This window comes from Paenibacillus sp. FW507-14B1B (assembly GCF_058781425.1).
Genome location: NZ_JBYSWS010000003.1, coordinates 268,185 through 292,315, shown reverse-complemented (window position 1 = coordinate 292,315; position 24,131 = coordinate 268,185). Strand labels below are relative to the sequence as shown.

General features: G+C 43.3%; 25 protein-coding genes. 17 read left to right on the top strand and 8 right to left on the bottom strand.

The window, feature by feature from the left end:
- Positions 1-20: 20 nt before the first annotated feature.
- Positions 21-2,648, top strand: a complete 2,628-nt coding sequence (locus AC3WJJ_RS17065; protein WP_492542524.1) for an RCC1 domain-containing protein — start codon at positions 21-23, stop codon at positions 2,646-2,648.
- A 294-nt stretch (positions 2,649-2,942) separates the two neighbouring features.
- A complete protein-coding gene (locus AC3WJJ_RS17060) occupies positions 2,943-3,347 on the top strand; it encodes a DoxX family protein (protein WP_492542522.1) in 405 nt (134 codons plus the stop codon).
- 90 nt (positions 3,348-3,437) lie between these two features.
- On the opposite strand, the gene AC3WJJ_RS17055 is transcribed toward AC3WJJ_RS17060, so the two are convergent.
- Complete coding sequence (locus tag AC3WJJ_RS17055; protein ID WP_492542520.1) at positions 3,438-3,812, bottom strand: VOC family protein; 375 nt, start codon at positions 3,810-3,812, stop codon at positions 3,438-3,440.
- 314 nt (positions 3,813-4,126) lie between these two features.
- Between AC3WJJ_RS17055 and AC3WJJ_RS17050 the strand changes: the two genes are divergently transcribed.
- The 3 genes from AC3WJJ_RS17050 (at position 4,127) to AC3WJJ_RS17040 (ending at position 6,031) form a co-directional block, all read left to right on the top strand.
- The gene (locus AC3WJJ_RS17050) at positions 4,127-4,393 is read left to right on the top strand and encodes a CD3324 family protein (protein WP_422659492.1); all 267 of its coding nucleotides are present in this window, start codon (positions 4,127-4,129) and stop codon (positions 4,391-4,393) included.
- A 163-nt stretch (positions 4,394-4,556) separates the two neighbouring features.
- A complete protein-coding gene (locus AC3WJJ_RS17045; protein ID WP_492542518.1) occupies positions 4,557-5,576 on the top strand; it encodes a phosphotransferase enzyme family protein in 1,020 nt (339 codons plus the stop codon).
- Between the two features lie 29 nt (positions 5,577-5,605).
- Positions 5,606-6,031 (top strand): DUF1801 domain-containing protein, encoded by a 426-nt coding sequence (locus AC3WJJ_RS17040; protein ID WP_492542516.1) that lies wholly within the window; start codon positions 5,606-5,608, stop codon positions 6,029-6,031.
- 71 nt (positions 6,032-6,102) lie between these two features.
- On the opposite strand, the gene AC3WJJ_RS17035 is transcribed toward AC3WJJ_RS17040, so the two are convergent.
- Positions 6,103-6,534 (bottom strand): DUF6376 family protein, encoded by a 432-nt coding sequence (locus AC3WJJ_RS17035; RefSeq protein WP_492542514.1) that lies wholly within the window; start codon positions 6,532-6,534, stop codon positions 6,103-6,105.
- Between the two features lie 164 nt (positions 6,535-6,698).
- Complete coding sequence (locus AC3WJJ_RS17030) at positions 6,699-7,190, bottom strand: hypothetical protein (RefSeq protein WP_492542512.1); 492 nt, start codon at positions 7,188-7,190, stop codon at positions 6,699-6,701.
- 237 nt (positions 7,191-7,427) lie between these two features.
- Between AC3WJJ_RS17030 and AC3WJJ_RS17025 the strand changes: the two genes are divergently transcribed.
- Positions 7,428-9,095 carry a DUF4091 domain-containing protein gene (locus tag AC3WJJ_RS17025; RefSeq protein WP_492542511.1) on the top strand — a complete coding sequence of 556 codons (1,668 nt, stop codon included), beginning with the start codon at positions 7,428-7,430 and terminating at the stop codon, positions 9,093-9,095.
- A 116-nt stretch (positions 9,096-9,211) separates the two neighbouring features.
- Here AC3WJJ_RS17025 and AC3WJJ_RS17020 read toward each other — a convergent pair whose 3' ends face one another.
- Positions 9,212-10,231 (bottom strand): serine hydrolase domain-containing protein, encoded by a 1,020-nt coding sequence (locus AC3WJJ_RS17020; RefSeq protein ID WP_492542510.1) that lies wholly within the window; start codon positions 10,229-10,231, stop codon positions 9,212-9,214.
- Between the two features lie 70 nt (positions 10,232-10,301).
- Positions 10,302-11,417 carry a GGDEF domain-containing protein gene (locus AC3WJJ_RS17015; RefSeq protein WP_492542508.1) on the bottom strand — a complete coding sequence of 372 codons (1,116 nt, stop codon included), beginning with the start codon at positions 11,415-11,417 and terminating at the stop codon, positions 10,302-10,304.
- A 273-nt stretch (positions 11,418-11,690) separates the two neighbouring features.
- On the opposite strand from AC3WJJ_RS17015, the gene AC3WJJ_RS17010 reads away from it, so the two are divergent.
- The 5 genes from AC3WJJ_RS17010 (at position 11,691) to AC3WJJ_RS16990 (ending at position 14,384) form a co-directional block, all read left to right on the top strand.
- Complete coding sequence (locus AC3WJJ_RS17010; protein WP_492542506.1) at positions 11,691-12,155, top strand: pyridoxamine 5'-phosphate oxidase family protein; 465 nt, start codon at positions 11,691-11,693, stop codon at positions 12,153-12,155.
- 288 nt (positions 12,156-12,443) lie between these two features.
- Entirely contained in the window at positions 12,444-12,644 is a 201-nt protein-coding gene (gene cspD, locus AC3WJJ_RS17005; protein ID WP_006207896.1) for a cold-shock protein CspD, read from the top strand.
- Positions 12,645-12,730: 86 nt separating this feature from the next.
- Positions 12,731-12,967: a cold-shock protein gene (locus AC3WJJ_RS17000; RefSeq protein ID WP_422659500.1), complete on the top strand. Its 237-nt coding sequence runs from the start codon at positions 12,731-12,733 to the stop codon at positions 12,965-12,967.
- A 186-nt stretch (positions 12,968-13,153) separates the two neighbouring features.
- Entirely contained in the window at positions 13,154-13,330 is a 177-nt protein-coding gene (locus AC3WJJ_RS16995; RefSeq protein WP_422659501.1) for a hypothetical protein, read from the top strand.
- Positions 13,331-13,595: 265 nt separating this feature from the next.
- Positions 13,596-14,384: a formate/nitrite transporter family protein gene (locus tag AC3WJJ_RS16990; RefSeq protein ID WP_492542504.1), complete on the top strand. Its 789-nt coding sequence runs from the start codon at positions 13,596-13,598 to the stop codon at positions 14,382-14,384.
- Positions 14,385-14,444: 60 nt separating this feature from the next.
- Here AC3WJJ_RS16990 and AC3WJJ_RS16985 read toward each other — a convergent pair whose 3' ends face one another.
- Positions 14,445-14,594: a hypothetical protein gene (locus tag AC3WJJ_RS16985; protein WP_422659504.1), complete on the bottom strand. Its 150-nt coding sequence runs from the start codon at positions 14,592-14,594 to the stop codon at positions 14,445-14,447.
- 154 nt (positions 14,595-14,748) lie between these two features.
- On the bottom strand, positions 14,749-15,612 hold the full coding sequence (locus AC3WJJ_RS16980; RefSeq protein ID WP_492542502.1) for a helix-turn-helix transcriptional regulator: 864 nt from the start codon (positions 15,610-15,612) through the stop codon (positions 14,749-14,751).
- Between the two features lie 156 nt (positions 15,613-15,768).
- On the opposite strand from AC3WJJ_RS16980, the gene AC3WJJ_RS16975 reads away from it, so the two are divergent.
- The 5 genes from AC3WJJ_RS16975 (at position 15,769) to AC3WJJ_RS16955 (ending at position 21,957) form a co-directional block, all read left to right on the top strand.
- Positions 15,769-17,160 (top strand): MATE family efflux transporter, encoded by a 1,392-nt coding sequence (locus tag AC3WJJ_RS16975; protein ID WP_422661351.1) that lies wholly within the window; start codon positions 15,769-15,771, stop codon positions 17,158-17,160.
- Between the two features lie 75 nt (positions 17,161-17,235).
- The gene (locus tag AC3WJJ_RS16970) at positions 17,236-17,829 is read left to right on the top strand and encodes a nitroreductase family protein (RefSeq protein WP_422659506.1); all 594 of its coding nucleotides are present in this window, start codon (positions 17,236-17,238) and stop codon (positions 17,827-17,829) included.
- Positions 17,830-17,972: 143 nt separating this feature from the next.
- Entirely contained in the window at positions 17,973-18,338 is a 366-nt protein-coding gene (locus AC3WJJ_RS16965; RefSeq protein ID WP_422659507.1) for a hypothetical protein, read from the top strand.
- A gap of 215 nt (positions 18,339-18,553) precedes the next feature.
- Entirely contained in the window at positions 18,554-20,632 is a 2,079-nt protein-coding gene (locus tag AC3WJJ_RS16960; protein ID WP_492542499.1) for a serine hydrolase domain-containing protein, read from the top strand.
- Positions 20,633-20,787: 155 nt separating this feature from the next.
- Entirely contained in the window at positions 20,788-21,957 is a 1,170-nt protein-coding gene (locus tag AC3WJJ_RS16955) for an acyltransferase (RefSeq protein WP_492542497.1), read from the top strand.
- Between the two features lie 80 nt (positions 21,958-22,037).
- Here AC3WJJ_RS16955 and AC3WJJ_RS16950 read toward each other — a convergent pair whose 3' ends face one another.
- On the bottom strand, positions 22,038-23,015 hold the full coding sequence (locus AC3WJJ_RS16950; RefSeq protein ID WP_422659510.1) for a ring-cleaving dioxygenase: 978 nt from the start codon (positions 23,013-23,015) through the stop codon (positions 22,038-22,040).
- A gap of 233 nt (positions 23,016-23,248) precedes the next feature.
- On the opposite strand from AC3WJJ_RS16950, the gene AC3WJJ_RS16945 reads away from it, so the two are divergent.
- Entirely contained in the window at positions 23,249-24,088 is an 840-nt protein-coding gene (locus AC3WJJ_RS16945; RefSeq protein WP_422659511.1) for an aldo/keto reductase, read from the top strand.
- Positions 24,089-24,131: the final 43 nt, after the last annotated feature.

Sequence of the window (24,131 nt, the reverse complement as noted above, 5' to 3'; positions counted from 1 at the left end):
TGAGGTGTATCGGTATGGTGATGAGAACACTATTGGTGTTCGTGATTCTTATGAGCGTGATGTTGAATGGAAGCAATGGAGCGAGTGTACAAGCTGAAGAAGTCCATTATACGTTCGAAGTGAAACAGAACTCGGATGATTCGTTGAGTGTTCAGGGGCTGGCGCCTGATGTCGTTGGTGAACAGGTCAAGATTGAGATTTCTACAGGTGAATTTGTGAAGGAAGGGAACAGCCTGAAATATGTAAACACAATCCTTTCCGAGACATCTGCGACTGTAAATAAAAAAGGATACTTTTCATTAGTTACGCCTCCGGTGGATAAGAGCAAGGTTATTAATAAAGAGATCGGAATTAACCTAAAGAATGCACATGGAAAAGAGTCCGGATACACCACAAAGTTTCCGATTCCCGTCCGTGATACCTCTGATCTGTTCGATAAGCCTGACTGGTATGAGCCATATAAAAATGACTCAGATTTAGAAGAAGAGCTACCACCCGTTCCAGAGAATTCAGATACTCTTTGGCAGCAAACCATGCAGAACAAGAATAAATTTGCAGCGGGAGACAGAATTTCTTATGCCGTGGATGGAAAGGGATCTCTATGGGCATGGGGGAATGTCCCTCCGGAGTTGACTGGCAAGAGTAGTGCAAGCAGAGACACGCAGTGGCGCCTTCCGAAAATGGTACAATCGGTAAAAAGTGTGAAGCAAATTACAGCCAATGGGTCTGCTGCAGGAGCACTAACTGAACAAGGCATCGTGTGGGTTTGGGGCATTTATGGTGTATCCGAAACTCCGGTTAAGGTTACCCAATTAAAGGGTGCTGCTCAAATAGCTATTGATTCCAAAGGAAATGGTCTCATTCTGAACAAGAATGGAACGGTTACGAAATGGGAAATTATGAAGGGCTCAGGCTCCTCGGCTACAGGAAAGAGCGCAAAGCCTACCGTAAAGCTGACGCAAGTGAAGAAGCTGAGCAATATAGTACAGATTCTGATCGGTTACCACAACCTTTATGGAGATAACTTTATGGCTCTCGATAAGTCAGGTAACGTGTGGGCATGGGGGGATATGAGTATCATCCTAAGTCCTACCAAACAGAGCAATATTACGAAAAAGAATAAGGACGGTTCAGAAAGCTACTGGCATGAAAGAATAGACACGGTCATTCCCCAGAAGCTTTCGGGTCTTCCAGCCATGAAAGAGATTAGTATCATGAACGGGCGACCGTTAATGATTAGCCGAACCTTTGAATTCTGGTCTTATTTAAATACGGATAAAGTGTTCGTTCAAATCCCAGGTAAAGTGGCAGATGATGTGGTTGGTATATTCAAAGATACCTCGGCCGTACTGAAAAACAATGGACGTATGTATTCGTGGAATACCGGATCGGACACCCTCAACAGCAAGGCTAATTCTGGTCTGAAGGATATGACAGCCTTGGCTTACGGAGACTCCTCCGTTTCTGAATCGGACCATTACTTGGCGATCAAAAAAGACGGCTCTATAGTGAGTTGGGGAGCGAACAACGGAGGGCAATTAGGTGTAAGCTCAAGCATCGCTATCCCTTACGAGCCAAGTGTAATTAAGATTCCATCACCTGTTAGCGTAGCGGCTAGCGAATCGCATGTGATTGCTCTAAGTAAGAATGGAATGGTGTATGGCTGGGGAGATAACCGGAAGAACCAGCTCCGTGGGGGAGATACCGCAGAGATTTTAGCCCCTGTGTCTTTGGGACGTTTTGAACAGGTGAAGAAAGTCGAGGCAGGGGACAACTTCTCACTGCTTCTGAATAATAAAGGTGAACTATTCGGCTGGGGAGATTTGAACTGGCTCGGGATCAAAAAGGTAACCGGAACGCCAATGCTTATCGACCTCGTACCTGAACCGATTGCCGACATTCAAGTGTATGAGAAATCAGTTGCAGTATTGACGAAGAGTGGCAATGTATATCAGTTAGGCGGCGTCTCTTGGAATAATAGTGCGGCTGCACAATATGTACACAATCATTATCGTAAAATCGAGATCAGCAATGTTAAAGCCGTGTCGATGGGTGGATTTCGTGGATATGCCGTGAAGAAGGACGGTACATTATGGTTCTGGAACAATAGCATTATTAAGGGGAAGACACAGACGAAGGTGATGCCCGGATTTAAAAATATCGTTAACGTGTCCGCTGCACAAGCGAATGGAGATTATCTGGTCGCGATGGACAAGAACAATGATCTATGGGCATGGGGAGATAATACCGCAAGGCAGCTAGGGCATCGCGTTGGATCGCAGATGTATAGCCCGAACAAAATAACCGACAAACCTATACGGATTACAGATCGTGAGGTAACCTCGGTGGGGAAAAATCTGAATGTTCAGTCAATGTCACTAAGTAGTGACGGGGGACTCCTTATTACAAAGAACAAAGAAATGCTCTTTTTTGGATACACAGCAGTGGTTACGAAGCAAAATAACTTATATAAAAATGTATCTTTTGTTGAGACGGCAGACAGTAATATGTACTGGATTCTTGAAGGGAAGCTGTGGGTGTACGGCTATAATAATAAGATGGGCCAACTCGGAATTGGAGTGAAAGAATACTACGATACGCCTCAGCAGGTGAAGACTAGTGCAGGCTCCGCGTTGTTTGTGAAATAGAAGAGGGGTTCTGAAGCGTGCAGACTAGTATCTGCACGCTTTTTATATGGAGTGTGATCCCAAGGCGCAATACATGGTAACAAAAAAAGATATATATAAATGGTTGACAGTTAAGCTTAAATAAAGTACATTTATACAAGTTGATATTAACTATACAAAAGTTAGTTGATGGAAAGGGGTAAGCTCGAAGTGTTTATGTTGTAGCGACTTTTTTTTGGAAATATATCTTGATATAAAGATTTTTAAAGTGATTATATGTATCACCATAATATATAAATAATGGAGGAAATAATAATGAATATGGAACTCGGTTTGCTTATTCTTCGTCTGGTTGTCGGTTTGTCTTTTGCAGCGCATGGTGCGCAGAAATTGTTCGGTTGGTTCGGTGGTTATGGTCCAAAGGGAACAGGAGGCTGGATGGAATCCATCGGTATTAAGCCTGGTGTGACCATGGCTGTGCTTGCTGGTCTAATGGAGTTTGTCGGTGGATTGCTGTTTGCTGCAGGATTCTTGACGATATTGGGTGCAGCACTAATTATCCTTGCGATGCTTGGAGCTATTGTGAAAGTACATGGACAGAACGGTTATTGGGCAACGGCTAATGGATATGAGTTGAACCTACTCATTATTGCGGTGGCACTCGCTGTTGCTTTGATGGGTGCAGGAGCATATTCGCTCGACGCAGTTGTTTTTAACTAAAAAGATCATAGTATTGATTATTAGCCAAAAGAAAAACCGCCTTTGTAAGGCGGTTTTTTCAGTCAAATGGTTATTTTGTTTTGCGAAAAGCTACCAATGAGCCTGTAGTTTGTTTCCGTTCGGGTCAAAAAAGTGGAAGTACAAATGCCCATGATCCTCTTTCATTTCATCAACGATGACTCCATGTTCAACCAGCCTTTCGCGTAAGAGATGAATATTAGGGCTGGTGAATCCGACTGCAAATTCCGGTTGTCCATTTTTAGTAAAGTGCCCGCGTGATTCACGATCTGCTTGTACCAGAACTAATAAGGGACCCGCATTTAATTCGATAACTGCTAATTCTTCTGTCATGCTCCGTAATGAGAACCCTAAGCATTCTGTATACCAATGTACAGATTTCTCCAAATCAATGACTGGAATACGGAAATAATGAATCTCATCAATTAACGATTGTACTTGAGACAATAGAATACCCCTTTCAGGAATAATGTTGCTTCTCAGAAGTGATATTCCACACTGTGTTTGAGGAATCCTTTTCCTAGAAGCATATATAAATAAGGTCCACTTATATTATATACTTGAGATAATATTCCAGAAGGGAGGGGTACTATATGGTGAGATTGATAGCTCGCTCCATGCAGGTTTGTGCGATAAGCAAGGCGGTTGTATGTATGGAGCCTATGATTCATAACCGCTAATAAATCCGAGATGGGTATATGAATTATCGTGCAGACTTTGCGACCTTAGAAATCAACTACTTTTTAAGGAGCAGAGCGAGTATGAAATATATGAATGCGGATGAGGTATTTCCGGCAGAACTTCTGAAGGAAATCCAGAAATATGTGAATGGTGGGATGATTTATGTCCCGAAGCCGGAAGGATCAAGGAAGAAGTGGGGAGAGAATACGGGTGCCAGAGTCTATATAAAACGCAGGAATGAAGAGATTCGTAAGCAGTATTCCGGCGGTATATCGATGGACCAACTAGCAGATCAGTTTTGTCTTTCTTTTGAAAGTATTAAGAAGATTGTGTATGCCAAGAAATAAATGTCGAGGGCCACGCTGAAGTATGGAAGCTGACGTGGCTCTTTGTGGTTTCATCTCAATATGACTTATGTAAAACATCGTTCTAATCGTTCCCTACCTATCATCTCGGAGATAACTGCCTCACAATGGAGTCATCGTGTTAACCATTATGGGAGGAATGAAGATGAGATCATTTTTTCAATTCGATACCGCTGCTCATAGGAATTCGTTATTGAACCGGGCACGAGGCGTCGCGCTTTCGGCGCTCCAGCAGTATGATTTGGCATGGGAACAGATTCAATTTATCGGACTTTCCGATACGATTACATATAAAATAAAGACAAGCACCGGGGAAGCTTACTTGCTCCGAATTCATTCGGATCACATGAGCCAAGAAGAGATCATCTCTGAGCTTAAGTTTCTTCAGGCGTTGAACCAATGCAGTGACCTAGCGGTCCCGATCGGCGTGGCAAGTCGTAATGGAGCACATGTCTTGGAGATGGAGACAGAAGCAGGGTATCGCCGTCCGTTTATTACGATGATGCACTGGGTTGAGGGAGAACATGCTAGTGGTGCAATTACAGAGAGCCAAGCTTATCACATGGGACGATTGATGGGGAAGCTGCACGAGGCAGCTGTAAATTTCATTCCACCGTCTGATTTTGTACGTCCTACATGGGATGCTGACAGTTTCAGAAGGAAAATGAATAGATTAGAGCGATATCATTCGTGTTTTCTCTCGCCCGAGGGGTGGGCATTATATCAGGCTGCGGCCAACAAGATTGTATCAGAGCTTTCGATCATGCGACCAGAAGTTCATAACTTTGGATTGATCCATGCAGATCTTCATCCAGGCAATATTGTTTTTAACGATGGAATGCCTTATCCGATTGATTTCGGAATGTGTGGTTACGGGTATTTTCTGTTCGATATGGGTGGGGCGCTTGTGGGGCTTCATACGAAGCCAAGGCATGCGTTTATAGAAGGTTATAAAAGTGTCCGTAATCTCGACAACGATTACTTGAAACATCTGGCGTGCTTTTTCATCATGGCTATGATTGAGAACTATTGCCATCACGCCTCTGATCCAAGAGAAACGGATGCATTGATTCAAGAGCAGCCTCTTGCCCAAGCATACATAAAGGCTTATTTGGAGGGGACACCTTTTCTTTTGAATGCAATCGAGCTTGGAGATACTTATTAATATCTACGACATAAGGAGTGACTGCGAAAATGTATGAACCGAAAACCAAACCAACAGATCACAGTGTTCTGGAGTTTATCGAGAATGTAGATAGCCACAAGAAACGTGAGGATGCGTACCGGCTGTTGGACATTTTTACGGAAACGACAGGTTACGAAGCGAAGATATGGGGACCGAGCATTATCGGATTTGGCTCTTATCATTATAAATATAAGACCGGACACGAAGGAGATGCACCGCTCGTCGGATTTTCTCCTCGTAAAGCGAAGATCAGTCTGTATTTTGCTACAGGAGATACAAAGCGTGATGAGTTGTTAAAGGAATTCGGAAAGTATACCGCTGGAAAAGGGTGTGTATACATCAATAAGCTTGCAGATATCGATACGGACGTGTTGAAAGCCTTGATTAACCAATCCGTAAGTTTCTTGAACGAGCTTTATCCGAGTCATGAATAGTAAGACGCCGAAAAATAAGACAGGAAGAGGCATCAGATTAAGATATCTGACCTTTATCCTGTCTTATTCTTTTATGGAGCCAGATTCTTAATCTGGTCCATCGTTTCTTGAATGTTGCTCAGCGTCTGCGCCATTTCCGTGTTCTTGAAATCGGTGATCCCGTTCTCGATTTGAGTTCGATACTCGTCGATCTGCCCGCTTAAGGTTTCGTTATAACCGACTAAAGTTTCGTGAATGTTCTGGGCAAATGCAGGAGCCTCTAACCCGTTGAACTCAGCAATGTGTGTCTTCATGTTCTCAAGCTGTTCGGTCAGCTTCTCCTTGGCATCCAGGTTATTCGCAGCTTCCTGTGCCAGATCGGGAATCGTTCCAGCGAACTGAGTTGCTTCGTTCACAAAGGTAGTAGCCTGTTCCGTGTAGTCCAGCGAATTGTTTACTTCCTCCACTAGCGAGCAGCCGGATAAGAGTAGGAGCACAAGGGTGATCCCCAGCCATTGTTTCATGGATATACCTCCTGGTAACAGAATAGTGTATCTTAGTCCTCTATTACGTAAGAAAAGAGCGTGTGGTTCGAAAAAAGTGTACTAGTTGTTACCCGATTGGAGGGTTTGTTGAAAATGACATAAGGGGCTAATAACGCTTGTTGCTTCGAGTAGGATCTACATTGTCAAAAAAATCTCCGAATCGCACCGATCGCACTCATAATCATGATGATCAGCGTCCCAAGTACGGCTGCTTCAAATTCAATCCCTTCCGATTTTATAGGCTGAATCACACTTGTACCGGGACCAAGCAGTTCGGTATTCACGTCTTTTGCCGGACCGGTATTACCGCACAGTAGCGGGCTTAATTGTTTATTTTGATTACCAGCAAACACGACATACTCTTCTCCACGCTCAAAAGGGGTCCAAAAATTCGAGTGAAGCATGACCTTGGATTGAGAAGAATCTCCTTTCCACCACTCGGATACCTGAAAGGTTAGAATATTATTGGATTCAGCAACAAGAGTACCCTTAAATGTAAGTGTAGAATACTCCATTTCCTCAATTATAGGCCTCGGTGAAGCGCATTTTAATGCAGAAACATCCGGTATACGGAAACCGAGTATGATACTGAGAGCAAACACCGTAACGGCAAGCAACCGAACCCCTTTTTTCATGATGAACTCCCCTTTAAACACTTATTTTATATACTGACGAACGGCTAGTTTCAAAGTTGCAGCATTAGATTACGGTTGAAGGATTTATTTGAAATTTCAATAAGCGGGTGAAAAAGTGCCTTTTCATTCATTCATTCATTGCAGGAAGTAGGTGGTAGCTTGCAGAAGATGAGGTAGAGGAATTAAAACGCTTTCATCACTTCAATATGACAAGCTAGAAGGGGAGAGACTTCAATCATGCCAAAGTTTGAAACTCGCATCGTTAGCTCATTAGTTAAAATATTTCCTGACCAAGAATGGACTGAACATGAAGAAACGAAGCAAGGGAGCGCTCTGTTAAATGAGACGTTTTCCTTTCAAGTTGCCTATCGCACAGACGGACTGCTTAAAGGAATTCAAGTACGGATTGAGTCAGCGTTATCCGAATCGATTTCGGTAAGGCGGGTAGGCGTTGTTCCTTCTGAATTACCTGTATTTCCAGACCATGATGAACACGTTCTGCGGTCTACGCCGGGACTATATCCTGACCCCCTGTATCCCTTAGCTGAAGGTGAGACTTTGGCTGCTTTACCAGGACAATGGCGGGCCATCTGGATCACCGTAGAACCGAGTGGTAAGGTGAATCCAGACAAATATCCGATTGTAGTTCATTTGGAGAATGCCACAGGCGAATCCTTAGGAATGGAGAAGTTTGAGTTGGAATTAATTCCAGCACGTCTGCCTGAGCAGAAATTGCTGCATACGGAATGGTTCCATTTAGACTGCCTTGCAACGCAGTATCAAGTCGAAGTGTTTAGCGAAGAGCACTGGCAACTAATAGATCGATATGTGGAGACGGCTGTTAAACATGGAGTGAACATGCTGCTTACACCTTTGTTCACCCCACCTTTGGATACAAAAGTAGGCTGGGAGCGTCCGACCGTTCAGTTGTTGGATGTTGAAGTGTTGGATGGGCAACAGTATAAGTTTGGCTTTGATCGATTAAAGAGATGGGTGGATTTATGTCAGAAGAACGGGATCCAATATTTCGAATTCTCTCACTTGTTCACACAGTGGGGTGCGAAGCATGCTCCAAAGATTATGGCTACTGTAAATGGGGAGTATAAGCGGATCTTTGGCTGGGAGACGGATGCTGCTGGCCAGGAATACTATAGTTTTTTAAAGCAACTCTTGCCGGAGTTAACATCTTGGATCAAAGCACATGGGCTAGAGCATAACAGTTATTTTCACGTTTCGGATGAACCGAATATAAGTCAGCTCGAATCATACGAGAATGCCAGCCGAATTGTGCGGGAGCTGCTGCCTGATTTCCCGATCATTGATGCCTTATCCGATTATGACTTCTACTCCAGAGGTTTAGTACAAATTCCAGTACCAGCGAATGACCATATTAGACCTTTTCTTGAGCATGAAGTAACTCCTTTATGGACGTACTATTGCTGTTCTCAGGACAAGGGAGTATCTAACCGGTTCTTCAGTATGCCTTCTGCCCGTAACCGTATCCTGGGAATTCAGCTCTACAAATATGATGTCACAGGATTTCTGCATTGGGGCTACAACTTCTGGTATTCTCAGTATGCTGTAAAGATGCTTGATCCGTTTCAGGTTACAGATGCGGATGCTGCATTCCCTTCTGGAGATGCCTACTTGGTGTATCCAGGAGCGGAGGGACCTATTGAATCTATACGTCTTGAGGTGCTTCAAGAAGCTTTGCAGGATTTACGTGCACTACGTCTGCTTGAAGAGATCTATGGACGCGAATATGTACTGGATGCGCTCGAGGAAGGGCTAGAGGAGCCTATTACATTCAGTAACTATCCAAGAGACGCCTCATGGTTGTTGTCTAAGAGAGAGTGGATCAACAGCCGTATTCAAGCGCATTACGTAGTACATGCAGAGGGCTAGAGAAGGTCTACTGTATCGCTGATCTATGGTCTGAAAACACAAAAAAACGGCTGCACAAGTTCGAAACCTTGTGTAGCCGATTTTTTTTTACTAAATATCCATTTGACCGTTCTCACTCAAAGTCCTAGTTCCTCTTCTATTTCTCTCATCATCTCAAAAGCACCAGAGGAGATATTGGCACACACTGCAAGCTTGATTTCTGCCTCAGGGTAATATGCGGAGTGAAAACACACGCCAGGATCATAACCCATCACATGATACTTATACACTGCGTCGTTCTTCATCCCGATCCACACGCCGTATCCGTAACAATTCCCATCTTCCTCTTTAGTGTGAGGAGTGAGCAGCTCAGTGGTCATATCCTTACCTAACAGCTTGTGATTCATGAGCGCATCCCACAGCTTCATCATATCCGGTGCCGTAACAAAAGCTCCACCGTCCGAACCACCTTGTACCGGTATAGAATAGATATTCGTCCTCCAAGTGCCATCTTCATGATCTAAGTATCCAATCGCGGTATTACCAGGCAGCGCGTCGAGCGCGAAATAACCAGAATCTCTCATGCCTGCCGTGTCGAAAATCCGTGTTTGTACATAGCGTGTATATTTCATGCCGCTAATATTTTCGATGATTAATCCAAGTAGAATGAACCCTGTATTGTTATAATGAAACCGTTCGCCAGGAGCAAACTTCATCTGACCATGCTGGAATAGGGGAAGGAAATCGTGAAGTCTGCGCATATGGTACATTGGCCTCTCAACCCACAATTGTTCAAAGTCATCCATGACGTCTTCATCAAAATAATCCGGCACCCCCGACGTATGCGTCAGCAGGTGACGTATCGTAATATTCGTATCGAAATGCGGAAATGACTCGTCCAGACATTCATGCAATCTAGAATCCAGCGAAAGCTTCCCATCCTCTATAAGCTGACAAATAGCAATAGAGGTGAAAAGTTTGCAACCCGATGCAATACCGTAACGTGTCTCTGTGTGATTACTCAGTTGTTCTGCCCGATTGGCGTAACCGAAACTGGAGTTTGCGAGGATATCCTCATTCTTACGCACAAGGATCGTTCCTGAGAAAGCGTTGTTTTTTTGAATATGATCAATTCTCGAAAGTAAATGTTCAGTCATAGAGTGTCCTCTCCTCAAATGTAATAAAAAAGCAAGCGGGATCTCTATTTCACGAGGATCTGCTTGCTGACTAAACAGCGGGATGCTGCACTGCAGTGATCGTCTTATTCTTGCCGCTTCGTTTGGCTGCATAGAGCATGGAATCAGCTTCGGAGAAAATAGCAGCTTTTCCACTTCCGTACCGATAAGAGGCGAGTCCAATGCTGACGGTTACGTTCTTGCCGTTCATTTCATGATGGCTTAACATTTCGACCTGTGCTCGAATACGTTCGATGGAATCGAACGCCTGTGCTGGCGATTTATCTGCGAAGATTACCGCGAACTCTTCCCCGCCGAACCTTGCCGTAATATCATCTGGAGATAATATGTACTGTTTCACGACCTGAGCTACACGTTCGAGAATAATATCGCCAACGGCATGTCCGTATGTATCGTTCACTTTTTTGAAGTTATCAATGTCGATAATGGCTAATTGTAGGGGTAACTCATACTTGTCACTTTGGGCAATCAGATTGTCTAAGTATTCATGGAATGTCTTATGATTATATAAATCTGTCAGTGCATCGAATTTAGTCTGTCGATCCATGATGATCGTTCGGATGAGTAGATCCTGTTCTGATTGAATTGCCTTGCCTAAAAATCTAAGCAGATCTCGTCGCTGTTCTAATAACCCGTACAATATGCCGGAGGCACCCAGCATGACAAGAACATAAATCATGAGGTCGCTAATCGATGTACGTTCATATAATTGCGGAATCGTGAGGTACAGACCTGTTAAACACACCGCTGCAGATATCAGAGCAAAGACGAGTTTGCGATGTTCATCATAGATTAAAGACAGCATTATCGGAAAGAGTAGTACATATTCGAATCCGTCTACGGTTGAATATGTAGCAATCAGAATGGAGGCGAGTCCGATCCCTGTTGTGATAATAAGATAAGGGTGCTCCCATTTTAACCGAAGGATAATAATTTCGACAGCTCCCATGAGGATAAGCTGTAAGACAAAAGGGATCACCACATCATAGATAATATATTCATTGATTTGAAGCATTGGTTGACCGATCATAATGAACAAGGCTGCAAGCTGGGTCATCAACGATACAAGGACGATAATCCAGTATGTATTCATAATTCTTCGGTTCCACAATCTGCGTTGGAGTTGCATCCATTCCAGCTTGTTCATTTGATTCTCACCACCCTTGCGAGGTATATCACTATGATTTTAATGTAAAAAAATGTAAAATTATACTTCGGGTATAATCATTGTAATATAGGAAATCAGAATAATCTACAACATTTGGAAAAGGATCAAAATAGCTGTAATAATGTTAGCAAGAAGCATAGGGTATCAAAATTCACGACCCTTTTATATGTCGTTATTGGAGTGATATATTCTATATGTTATTCTTGAGGAATTGAGTATTCCAAGTGGTTATGAACGGAAGGAGGATCATGTGTGACTCAACAGAATGAAATATCTTCTTCATTATATGAGTTCTTAAATGGGAGGAATCTGGAGGACAAACAGCATGAGGCAATGATGCTACTAACCGTAACCGAAGATCTTTGGCCGCATACGGCGATGGTGAGTGTAGGAGAGGTTATTGCAATAGATCAGAAGACATTGCGGCTGTCACTATGGTTGGGCACACAGACAACGGGAAATATCATCCGTAGTGGTAAAGCTACGCTGGTAGCTTTATATGATGGAGTTGCTCATTATGTACGTCTAGAGCTATCCAAGTTGCCTGAGCTTCCTATGCCTCTTCATCCTCGTGAACGCTTTGAGGCCAAGGTCGTTTCGGTTCGAGAGGATATGGCCAAATATGCTGAGATAAATTCGGGTGTGAAGATTACTTTAAAAGAGCCAGAGGAAGTACTTATTCGCTGGAGAGAGACAATTCGGGAACTCCAGTCGTAGTGGGTAAAAACGGAATGATTGACGAATTCATCCGAGGATAAATTTTGGTCGTATGTTATATTTTTCATCATATTTGCATAATATAATAAAAAAGATTTCTCACAAAATATGACTTCAACATTTGCCATTACGCTCTAAGTGTGATAATATAGGACTATCGAAATCGACCTGAATTCACATATTGTAGAGGGTTGAAATTTCAGGTAACCTTGTACAATATGTGAATTTTTTTATTCGTCTACGAAGTAAAAAAAGGTCATGTAAATAATCTTCAAGGAGGTACACCCCATGCAAACAGGTACTGTTAAATGGTTTAATGCAGAGAAGGGCTTCGGTTTTATCGAAGTTGAAGGCGGAAACGATGTATTCGTTCACTTCAGCGCGATCCAAGGCGATGGCTTCAAAACATTGGACGAAGGCCAACGCGTAGAATTCAACATCGTTGAAGGAAACCGTGGACCACAAGCTGAGAACGTTGTAAAACTGTAAGACCAAAAAGGCGGACTGCCCTTAATGTGTAACATTAAGGGCAGTTTTGTTTTATTATTCTGCGACGAGGACAAGGAGGAGTGTTCATGTATTCGCGTAAGAACGCAATGGAAAGCATCCCCGAAGAAATGACAGAAGTATGGTCATGCACGAAGGATGATTGTAAAGGTTGGATCAGGGATGATTTTGCATTTGAAACAGAGCCTGTCTGTTTGCTGTGTGAGTCTCCTATGGTGAAAGAAACGAGAAAGCTGCCCTTGCTCGTCAATACGAATAAGAAGCAAAAGTCCCTTAGTAAGGGAATCCTGATCGATCGGAAGTAGCGGCTAAGACCAGCGAAAGCGATAGGTACGGTCGGTATCTTTTCGAAGATGTACGAACTTCCGTAGCATCTAACGATGCTCCGTTTAAATTTGACGGAGCTGGTTAGTAATATATGTTCCGTTTTTTAGACGCAGGGGCATGTAGAAGGTGCGGAAAGCGCATAAATTCCAAAGGAGTGAACCGTATTGAATACGCAAAACGAGGTACTGAAGCGCAACATTGACAACATGATCATACAGGAGAATCAGGAAGGCTTGAATGACCAGGAGAAGTTCATCATGCAGAAGCTCATGAGGGACAAATATCAAATGGAGCATGAGAGCAAATTAGAGAACAGTGAAGACGATAACGCGAACAAGTAAGGATTTTACTTTAATCCGGTAACGAATGACTGTTTCATATAAAAGGCGTGAACAAGCGGATTTATCTGCGGTTCGCGCCTTTTTTTGTTTCCGCCATAAATATCGTATGAAAGTGCTGTCTGATGCGGAGTTTGAGGATATTTAGCGATTAATAGGGAACAATTTACATTAATTGGTCTTCCATTGTAAGGATAAAACATGTAATCTATGAAAATGTTAACTAATAACATGTGTATTAGGATCTCCTAACAAAGGAAGTGAATGTATGGAAGTTGAATCCCTGCTCCAGGTGGAGAAACTGGCACGAAAAAAGATGAAGATTTTTAAACAAAGCAAGATACGCTATTTGGCACGGTCAGCACTGGCAAGTATGTTCATCGGGTTTGGGGTCATTGTTGCTTTTAAGACCGGAAGCTTTTTCTATGCAGAGCATTCCCCATTTACGTACCCAATGGCAGCCTTAACATTTGGATCAGCTATTATTCTGATCGCTTATGGTGGAGGTGATTTGTTTACGGGCAATACTTTTTATTACTCGTATTCGGCTATTCGTAAAACGCTGAGGTGGATAGAGGTTATTAAGCTTTGGGTTACAAGTTATATTGGTAATATTCTTGGTGCATGTGCATTTGCACTGTTGATTTACCTGACGGGGTTGTTTAACGATCCGTCCGTGAATGGTTTCCTGATGGGTGTGGTTGAGAAGAAGATGAATGCCCCGGTGGTTGAGTTATTCTTCCGTGCTATTCTGTGTAACTGGTTGGTCTGTCTGGCCTTCTTCATTCCGATGGGACTGAAAGGTGACGGTCCGAAGCTGTTCGCGATGATGCTGTTTGTGTTCTGTTTCTTCATTTCTGGTTACGAGCACAGTATTGCTAATATGTGTACCTTTGCGATTGCACTGGTGGTAGAGCATCCTGATACCATCTCGCTTGGTGGTGTATGGTACAATCTTATACCAGTAACCTTGGGTAACTTGATCGGCGGCGGTGTGTTCATGGCGTTTATGTATCATTATGTGAATAAGCCGTTTATGGATGAACCTTTAGATTAAAATATGAGAACACAAAAAGACACCTCGTATGAATGAGGTGTCTTTTATATATGAGATGCCCTATTGAGCAGGCTCCAGCAAAGACAGTGTCATCTCGATTTTGCGTGTAATTTCCTTCTGCCATTTCTTATCTCCTAGCTGAATGGCAAGATTGAGCAGGTCCAGGTAATCGTCAACCTGCAAGTTGCTTCGTTGAAGATTAGAATTCATAGGGCTCTGGTTCTCCTTTATATATGTTATCTCAATCAAATTCTCATTGTATTCTCAAATACATGGTAATGATAATCATTATCACAACTTCTTCTAATCCTTATTATAATGTGTTCTCGCTGGATTGCAAGTTATATTATGCAAAATACTCAGATTACGAAAATTGCTGACGATACTTCCGAGGAGAGATTCCTTCCTGTTTTGTGAAACAGGAGGTGAAATAGGCGGCATGATTAAATCCGACCTCCTCTGCAATCCGACTCACGCTCTGATCGGTCTGCAGAAGCAATACCTTAGCTTGCTCAATTCGATAGCGGAGCAAATATTCAACAGGAGAGCATCCGAACTCCTTTTGCATACAGCGGGCAATATAGACGGGATGAAAGTTGATGTTCTCCCCGAGCGTCTGGGCCTTGAATTCCTCGCGAAAGTGCTCGCGTAAGTATGTAGCAGCTTGTTCCGCGCAGGAAGAGAATGGGGAGGATACGGACGTATTCCTAGCGGCTGCGAGCTGTTCGATCAGTTCTTGAAAGAGTAGCTGCTGTCTCCATAGTGATTGAATGCGGTGCCCGTTTTGGACAAGTGCGGCAAGGGAGTCGAGCAGATCATAGACTTTTTGCGGTTGTGGTAAATTGCTGAACTGAGGAACGCGAATAGTGAAGTAATTCGAAGTGAAAGGTTGAAGCTCTGGCAATTCTTCTTTCTTGGGCACAGTACAGTGCTCATCTAAGCTCCACAAACCTGAGGACTGAAAATGAAGCCAATAATAGATTGTATCCTCAGTGCAGCCTTGTGTCGGATAATGATGGGCATCCGGCCGCAGAATTAAAAACGATCCAGCTTCGATAGCGTAAGCCAGTTCATTCTCAGAGACATACAAGCATCCCTGACGAACGACAAGTAGATCAAATACACCTATATTTCGGCGGTTAGGGTGTTTGGCTCCTATGTTTGCTGTTGTTGTTCCACTGATGATGTATTCAGGAAGAGGAGGGACTGTAAAGTGAAGAATGGTCATATGCTAAATTTCTCCCTCTTTTTTGAAGTTTGAATCTTTATAATTATAGTTCATAAAATGATACTTTTAAAACAGTATACCATCTATAATTAGAAGCTGTTATAAGCAACTATGCTGGCAATAAGATTCAGCTCGGGGAAAAGGTTGGAGGTTTGAATATTGGATAAAGGAAAGAATAATTTTACATTATGGGTTCTGGCATGGCCGATCTTTATTGAGTTGTTTCTTCAATTTCTATTAGGTGCGGTAGATACACTCATGGTAAGCCGGATATCAGATGATGCGGTTGCTGTGGTTGGATTCTCGAATCAGCTGTTCCAAGCAATGACCACGCTATTCATGACCGTGGCAAGTGGTGCGGGGATCCTGATTGCTCAGAAGCTGGGGGCATTTAAAAATCTAGATGCGCGAAAAATCGGTATCATGGCTCTAAGTGTTAGTACAATTATTGGTGTGCTTTTGAGCGGTGTTTTATATATATTTCCAACACAGATCGCTTCTGCGCTGCAGCTTCCAGATCGACTGTTGCCACTGGCGGATACGTATATTTCGATCGTAGGCGGAGGTATGGTTCTGGTCGCTATGATGTCTACAATGAGTACGGTTATTCGGAACACAGGCAATACGAAAGGGCCGATGTATACGGCGGTCGGGATGAATATCATCCACGTATTCTTGAACTACGGATTTATATTTGGTGCATTTGGTCTTCCGCAATGGGGTCTGATGGGTGTAGCCATATCCACAGTGATCAGTCGGTTATTGGCTGTGGTCATCCTCATGTTCATGTTCGTGCGGTCCTTCGAATACCGCATTCGCTTAAGAGAGTTCCGCTTATTTGATAAGCCGCTGTTCAAAGAAATTATAAATATCGGCTGGCCGCTCGGTGTGAACATGTCTTGCTGGGTATTCTCTCAGCTCATTATTTATACGTTCATTGCACAGCTCGGGGCAATCGAGCTTGCTGCCCGGACTTATATGAACACGCTGGAATCCATGTGTTTCTTGTTAGGAATGTCTATTGCAACGGGAGCCCAAATCCAGATCGCGCATCTGTACGGTGCAGGACGGACAAAAGAGGCTTATAAGGCGGCGTACCGTGCGTTCGGTGTTGGTTTTATTTTTGTGGGCGTGAGCGCGCTGGTGATCTACGTGTCTGGAGCTCAAATTCTGGGGTTGTTTACACAGGATCCTGAGATTATCGCAATCGGTGTTTCCTTGCTTGGACTGAACCTGATCCTGCAGCCGGGTAAACTGCTTAACATGACGCTCGGGAACTCGCTGAATGCGCTCGGAGATACCCGGTTTACGATGTATATTTCACTGGGCTCGATGTGGGTCATCGCGACAGGGATGTCTTATCTGCTCGGGTTACACTATGGATGGGGACTGGTCGGGATTTACTGTTGTATGATTACGGATGAATATGTACGTGGTGTGCTGTCATTCTTCCGCTGGCGTGGTCAGAAAGTGCTTAGGAAGGCAGAGGCCCAGAAAAGCGAGTCTCATGAGACAGGACCACAATCTGCATTATTTGAAGGTGTGTGATAAATATCATACCAAACTCATTTTTGCTACAATGGGTGATAGATGCATTCATTCAAATAGCAGGAGGAATCAATGATGAATATAAATGAAGCTATTCGTACACGCCGCAGCGTGGGTAAAGTGAAGCAGGATGCCGTCCCTCAGGAGAGTATTGAACAGATCTTGGAGGCGGGTACATGGGCACCTAACCATAAGCATACAGAGCCATGGCGTTTTTTCGTCTTGAGAGAAGGTGGGCGTGAGCTGCTTGGGAACGCTTTGGCTAATATCGCAGTGAGTAAGGCAAGTGGGAAGACAGAGGAAGATCTGGACGCTGTTCGTGAATCGGCTAGAAGTAAAGCAATGCGTGCGCCGGTTATTATTGCTGTAGCTGTTGAGCCATCAGATGATCCTAAAGTAATTGAGCTTGAAGAATATGGAGCTGTATTTGCGGCTATTCAAAATATGCTGCTTCAGACACATGCTCTTGGGCTTGGTGCGGTGTGGAGAACAGGGGAGCCTTGTTTTCATCCCTTGATGAATGAAGCATTTGGCCTTCGCGAGCAGGATAAGATGCTGGGATTCATCTATTTGGGTGTACCAGATATGGAGCCTAAACCCGGTAAGCGACAGGATGCAGCGAGCAAGACGGTATGGGTCGAGGAGTCCGTTGAACGTTTGAACGGGTAACGAAAGTGAGCGATCTTGATTCATATTAAGGTTTTTTCATAGCGATCTATCTTGGTATGGGATTTTCTAGTATAATAGACCTATGTTTGTCGGATTATGACTGCTCTGAAACGTTAGAGTATACATAGGGGGATTAGATTAAATTGAATTTTCAAAAGTGGGATATGGGGAGTAAGATGATATTTATTGCCTCATGCGCTGCATTTATCTCATTCTTTTTCAAATGGGTGGATGTTGGGTTCATATCACAGAACGGATTTACTCAAGGGGCTGTATTCTTTATCCTGCTGTTTGTATATCCATTTCTAATGGTGATCCGCGAGAAGCGGATGAACAAGAAGCTTAGTTATGTTATGGCGATCCTTGGGATTGTTTTTGGGATTATTTATATATCTTCTAAAACGGTTGACTTCCTCAGCTCCACCATTAATGTGGCTTCCAGTGGCCCATATTTGTTTATGGCTGCTAGTGGACTACTGGCGCTGGGTGTGTATAAGCGTAGAAACTAGCATTAATGGCATGAATGAGAATAATATAAAATCCAAAGTAGACGAGTCCAGAAGAGGGCTGACCGACATGCAGTTCAGATTGCATAGGTCAGTCCTTTTCTGTATTCATTTTTAGAAGAAATAAAGAGGATAGAGAGAAGATTTAAAACTTTTTGAACCATATCCATTGGTAAGTCGTACTATATCGTAGGCTTGTAAACTAAGGAGGGGTATTATTGAATAAGAGATTATCTTGGATATTAACGGCTTTACTGGTACTCATGCTGGTCATTCCTACTGGTGCAATGGCATCTAATGCGAGTGACAACGAGGTAACACAACCACAACAAGGGGTAGAGAAGATCGCAGCGGAGAAAGCGAACTTGCTCACCAAGACATATGGGACGGTTAGTGTTCAGTATGCATTAATGGATAACGGTAAGATCACGGTATCAGGTCAGTCAGGTTTGAATGATATTGAAGGGAAGCAACCGCTGACTAAGGATACGATGTATGGTATAGGTTCCACAAGTAAAGTATTCACGACAGCTGCCGTTATGAAGTTAGTCGATGAAGGGAAGATTAAGCTAGATACTCCCTTGATACAGTACATACCTGAATTCACGATGAAAGATGAGCGTTATAAGCAAATTACGCCGCGCATGTTATTGAACCATTCCTCAGGGCTACAGGGCTCCAGCCTTAACAATGCCTTTTTGTTCGAAGATAACGACACTTATGCGCATGACAACCTGTTGAAGCAATTGTCAACGCAGACTCTGAAGGCCGATCCAGGTGCATTCTCTGTTTATTGTAACGATGGATTTACTTTGGCTGAGATACTCGTGGAGAGAGTCAGCGGCACGAACTTTACCGCATATATTCATAAGAATTTTACAGAGCCTTTAGAAATGAAGCATACGAAGACACCGCTGGATGGACTCGTATCAGATGAGTTGCCTGGTCTTTATTATCCAACGTATCAAGGACAGCTTCCGAACGAGACGGTTAACGTGATTGGAACCGGTGGGATTTATTCCACAGCTGAAGATTTGGTAAGGTTCTCTCAAATTTTCACAGGACAGAAGAGCGGTATCCTCTCCGATACTTCGGTAAAGGCGATGGAGCAGGCGGAATATAAAAAGGGATTATGGCCAGCAGATGCGGATAATTCATTCGATTACGGCCTTGGTTGGGATAGTGTAAGATTATTCCCATTTAACGATTATGGGATTAAGGCTATCGTTAAAGGTGGAGATACGATTCTGTACCATGCTTCTCTAGTTGTGCTTCCGGAGAAGAACATGGCGGTTGCAGTGTTGTCATCCGGTGGCTCTAGTTCACTGAACCAATTGTTTGCAAGTGAGATTCTGCTTCAAGCGCTGAAAGAGAAGGGCGAGATCAAAGAGATTAAGCCTGCCAAGTCATTCGGCAAGCCAGTAAAGACTGCTATTCCTGATGACGTCATGAAACAAGCAGGAATCTATGGTTCGATGGGGCAACAGGTAAAGATTAGCCTTAGCAAGGATGGAGAACTAACGTTAACTACAGCACTTACTCCAGATGTTTCAGGACTCAAATATGTTTATACGGCAGAGGGAAGCTTCATCAGCGAAGACGGTAGCTCTAAAATCGATTTCGTAACGAAGAATGACCGCACTTATTTGTGGGTTAGAGAATATACAGCGGTTCCGGAACTAGGACAGATGGCGTTATCTCATTATGCAGCTGAGAAGCTTGCGGACAATAAAGTGTCTTCAGAGATTGCGGAAGCTTGGGCTAAGCGGGATGGGAAGACCTTCTATCCGGTAAATGAGAAATATACTTCTCTTATTTATCTTCTCACACAACCAACACTTACCATTGAACTTACAGAAGATCTACCGGGTTATTGGGGAGACAGAAAGCTTACAGGATTGAACACCGCTGCGAGCCAGCTTCAAATTCCAGGTATGGGAGGACGGGATATGGCTGAATTCCGTTTCTATACAGAGAATGGAGTGGAGCATCTTGAGGCTGCAAGTGGTATTTATGTAGGAGAAGAGAAAGTAAAACCTCTCTATCATGGAAAGAAATCGACGGTTACACTTAAAGATGATGGATATGCTAGATGGTTTACCGTACCTGATAAGGCCGCTGGCAAGACGATGATCGTCAAATTGCCTGCAAAAGGTGGTTTTGCGGTATATGATGAACAGGGAACATTGGTGAACTTTACCGTTGTTAGTGACGGTAGCCAAGTGAAATTACCTGAGAATGGAACGATTGTATTTGCAGGAGCAGCAGGTTCAACATTCGGTATTACTTTGAAGTAAATTTGCGGAATTATGTACCGTTCATACTATCATTTCAAGGCTCATTCCTCTGGTTTTCTTAAAGAGGAATGAGTTTTTTTGATTCTCTTCAATATATTTGGATTAAATGGTAAAATTTAAATAATATGATAAAGGGTTAGGGGATGCGGCAACTTATGAGTGGGGAAGGCGATAGAGGCAAGCTGTCTGACATACAGCTAGTTCGGGCCATGGCGATAATTGGTGTTCTAGTTGTACATGCGACTTCGTTTGCAACTGTTGCAATGAAGGAATCGAATTTTTATGTTGTGTACAATTTGGCTAACATTTTCATGAAAATCGGTACACCCGTATTTTTATTCTTGAGTAGCTTTGTGCTTTTTTATAGTTATTATTTTCGTCCTCTTGATACACAGCGAATCGGGAATTTTTATAAAAAGAGACTTCAATATATCGTAGTTCCATATATCCTGTTTTCGGTGTTTTTCTTTTTAATACGTCATTTCATGTATTATTCGGTTCGCTCTCTGGAAGAGACTGTGGAGAAGTTTGTGGTTCAGCTATTCACCGGCAAAGCCTATACGCACTTATACTTTATATTTATTAGCGCTCAATTTTATATCATGTTTCCGTTATTCTTGTGGCTATTTAAACGGAAGCCTAATCTTGTGAAATGGGCCATACCTGCGGGATTTATAATACAGTATGGATTTGTGATTATGAACAAGTATTTCTTAATTGCTGAAAGACCTGCGAGCTGGGCACTACACTATATGTCTTATTTTATGCTAGGCGCTGTCTTAGGAATCTATTATCCGAAACTGAAGGGATGGCTGCAGATCCACAAACAAAATGCAACAGGTTCCCGGTTGCTAGGCTGGATCATGTTATGGGCAATATGGCTAACAGCGTCAATAGGCCATGTATATGTTAATCATACCGCCCGTTTGTATGGTGTGAATTATGATTCCTTGTTGTATCACACTCTTTGGAACATTCAGACGATCACGGCAGGACTTGTGGGGATCCAGATAGCTCAAATATTGCTCAGGCATGCAAAATCATGGCAAACTGAAATGATGACAAGGCTTGGGGAGCTGTCTTTCGGTATTTATCTCATTCATCCATTTTTCTTACTAATCTATCGTGAATTCCCGCCAGAGACTGGATTCTCGCCACTCATTCATCTGTGGTATCTCGGAGGATTTATATTTGCTCTTGCAGCATCATGGGTGGTAGTGTCCTTGACCGTACGCTGGATGCCTAAGTCATGGATTGTATTTGGTAAGGTGCCTCCTGCGAAACGGAAATCCCGCCTTGTACCTGATAGGGGAATCACTTCGTAGTCAGATAATCATGACAAAAAGCAGGTCACTCAGGAGAGTTCTCCTTTATAGTGACCTGCTTTAATGATATTGTCAGACATTTATTCTTTCACGATGGTTTTCGTGCTGCGGACCGTATCGATTGGACGCACCATGCTCTCGATCTGTTCGCGCTTCGGCTCTAGGAATGGAGGCAGGGATAATTTCTCACCCAGTGTCTCGTACGGCTCATCTCCCATAAATCCGGGTCCGTCGGTAGCGAACTCGAACAATATTTGCGGAGCAACACGTGAGTACAGCGATTCGAAGAAATAGCGATCCACATGGCCGGAGTTCCGGAGCTGGAAGCTGTCCAGACGATCAATCCATTCGTTCAGTACGGAACGATCTTCTACGCGGAAGGCTGCGTGGTGAACCGTTCCGAAACCTTGACGTGCTCTAGGTAGAACGATGTTATGTTCGACGATGACCTGAGCTCCGTTACCTCCTTCGCCAACTTCGAACAGATGGTAGGAGCCTGATTGGTCAATCTCTTTAAATAATAGAACTCTCTCCATGATCTCTTTGAAGTTCTCAAAGTTGGACACCCGTACGAAGATCGGGCCGAGTCCCGTAATAGCATATTCCAAAGGAACGGGACCATTCTGCCAAGGTGTACCGGAAGCGACACCCTCATTATGTTCATCTGAGATCAGTTGATAGTGCTGATCATCGAAATCAACGAAGAAAAGTGTCTTCTTCCCGAACTGCTCTTGAATGCCATTGTGTCTCACATTCAGGCGGTCAAATCGTTCTACCCAATAAGAGAGTGCAGCATCACTTGGTACACGGAATGAAGTTTTAGAAATCTCATCTGTACCATGGATTCCCTTCGGTATACCTGGGAAGTCAAAGAATGTCATGTCTGTACCGGCACTGCCTTTATCATCGGCGAAAAATAAGTGATAGGTCTGAATATCATCCTGGTTGACGGTCTTCTTAACGAGTCTCATGCCCAGAACATAGGTGAAGAACTCATAGTTCTTCTCTGCACTGCTGGTGATGGCTGTTACGTGGTGTATTCCTTTTAATCCGTTCATAATTATATCCTCCAGTTATATATTTGATAAAATCCTAATTGTTGACTGTGACGGTTATCTTTGTATTAAATATCTTTAAGTTAAGATAATTGTAACATGTGAATCTATTTTCGTCAAATCCACGGGTTCGTTAACCAGGCGGACTGTTGTTTGAGTGAAGATCTGGGAGTTGATATACTATATAAGCGGCATCAAAAACCGTAAACAGTTTATATAGTCCAGGAGGGATTCGTATGACCAACCCAGTAAATAAAGCTTTTACCGATGGGCCTACGCTACATGATGGCATCAAGATGCCTTGGCTAGGACTCGGTGTATACAAGACCCAAGAAGGCGAAGAAGTCATCCAATCCGTTAAATCGGCTATTGCTGCCGGATATCGCAGTATCGACACAGCAGCCATCTATGGCAATGAAGAAGGTGTTGGACAAGCGATTCGTGAGTGCGGCGTACCTCGTGAAGAGCTGTTTATTACAACTAAAGTATGGAATGAAGACCAAGGCTACGAGTCTACGCTGAAAGCATTTGAAACAAGCCGTAAGAAGCTTGGACTAGAAACGCTTGATTTGTACCTCGTTCACTGGCCCGGAAAAGATAAATATAAAGAAACCTGGAAAGCGCTGATCCATTTGCAAAAAGAAGGTCTCGTTCGTTCGATCGGTGTCAGCAACTTCCAGATTCATCATCTGCGTGACATTATTGAAGATTCAGGTGTGGTTCCAACCGTCAATCAGGTGGAATTGCATCCACTTAACAACCAGAAGGAACTGCTTCAGTATGCACGTGATAACAATATTGTACTGGAAGCATGGAGTCCACTAATGCAAGGGAATCTGGATCAACCGGTTCTAACTAAACTTGCAGAGAAGTATGGTAAAAGCACAGCTCAAATCGTGCTTCGCTGGGATCTCCAGAATGGTGTCATCGTTATTCCAAAATCGGTCAAGGAACACCGGATTCGGGAAAATGCAGATATCTTCGATTTTGAGTTGTCTGCTGAAGATATGGCATCCATTGATGAGTTAAATGAGAACAAACGCTTCGGTCCGCATCCAGACGAGTTCTTGTTCTAATACGTTCTTTTTTTAACGAAATCAGGCCGATCAAGGATTACCC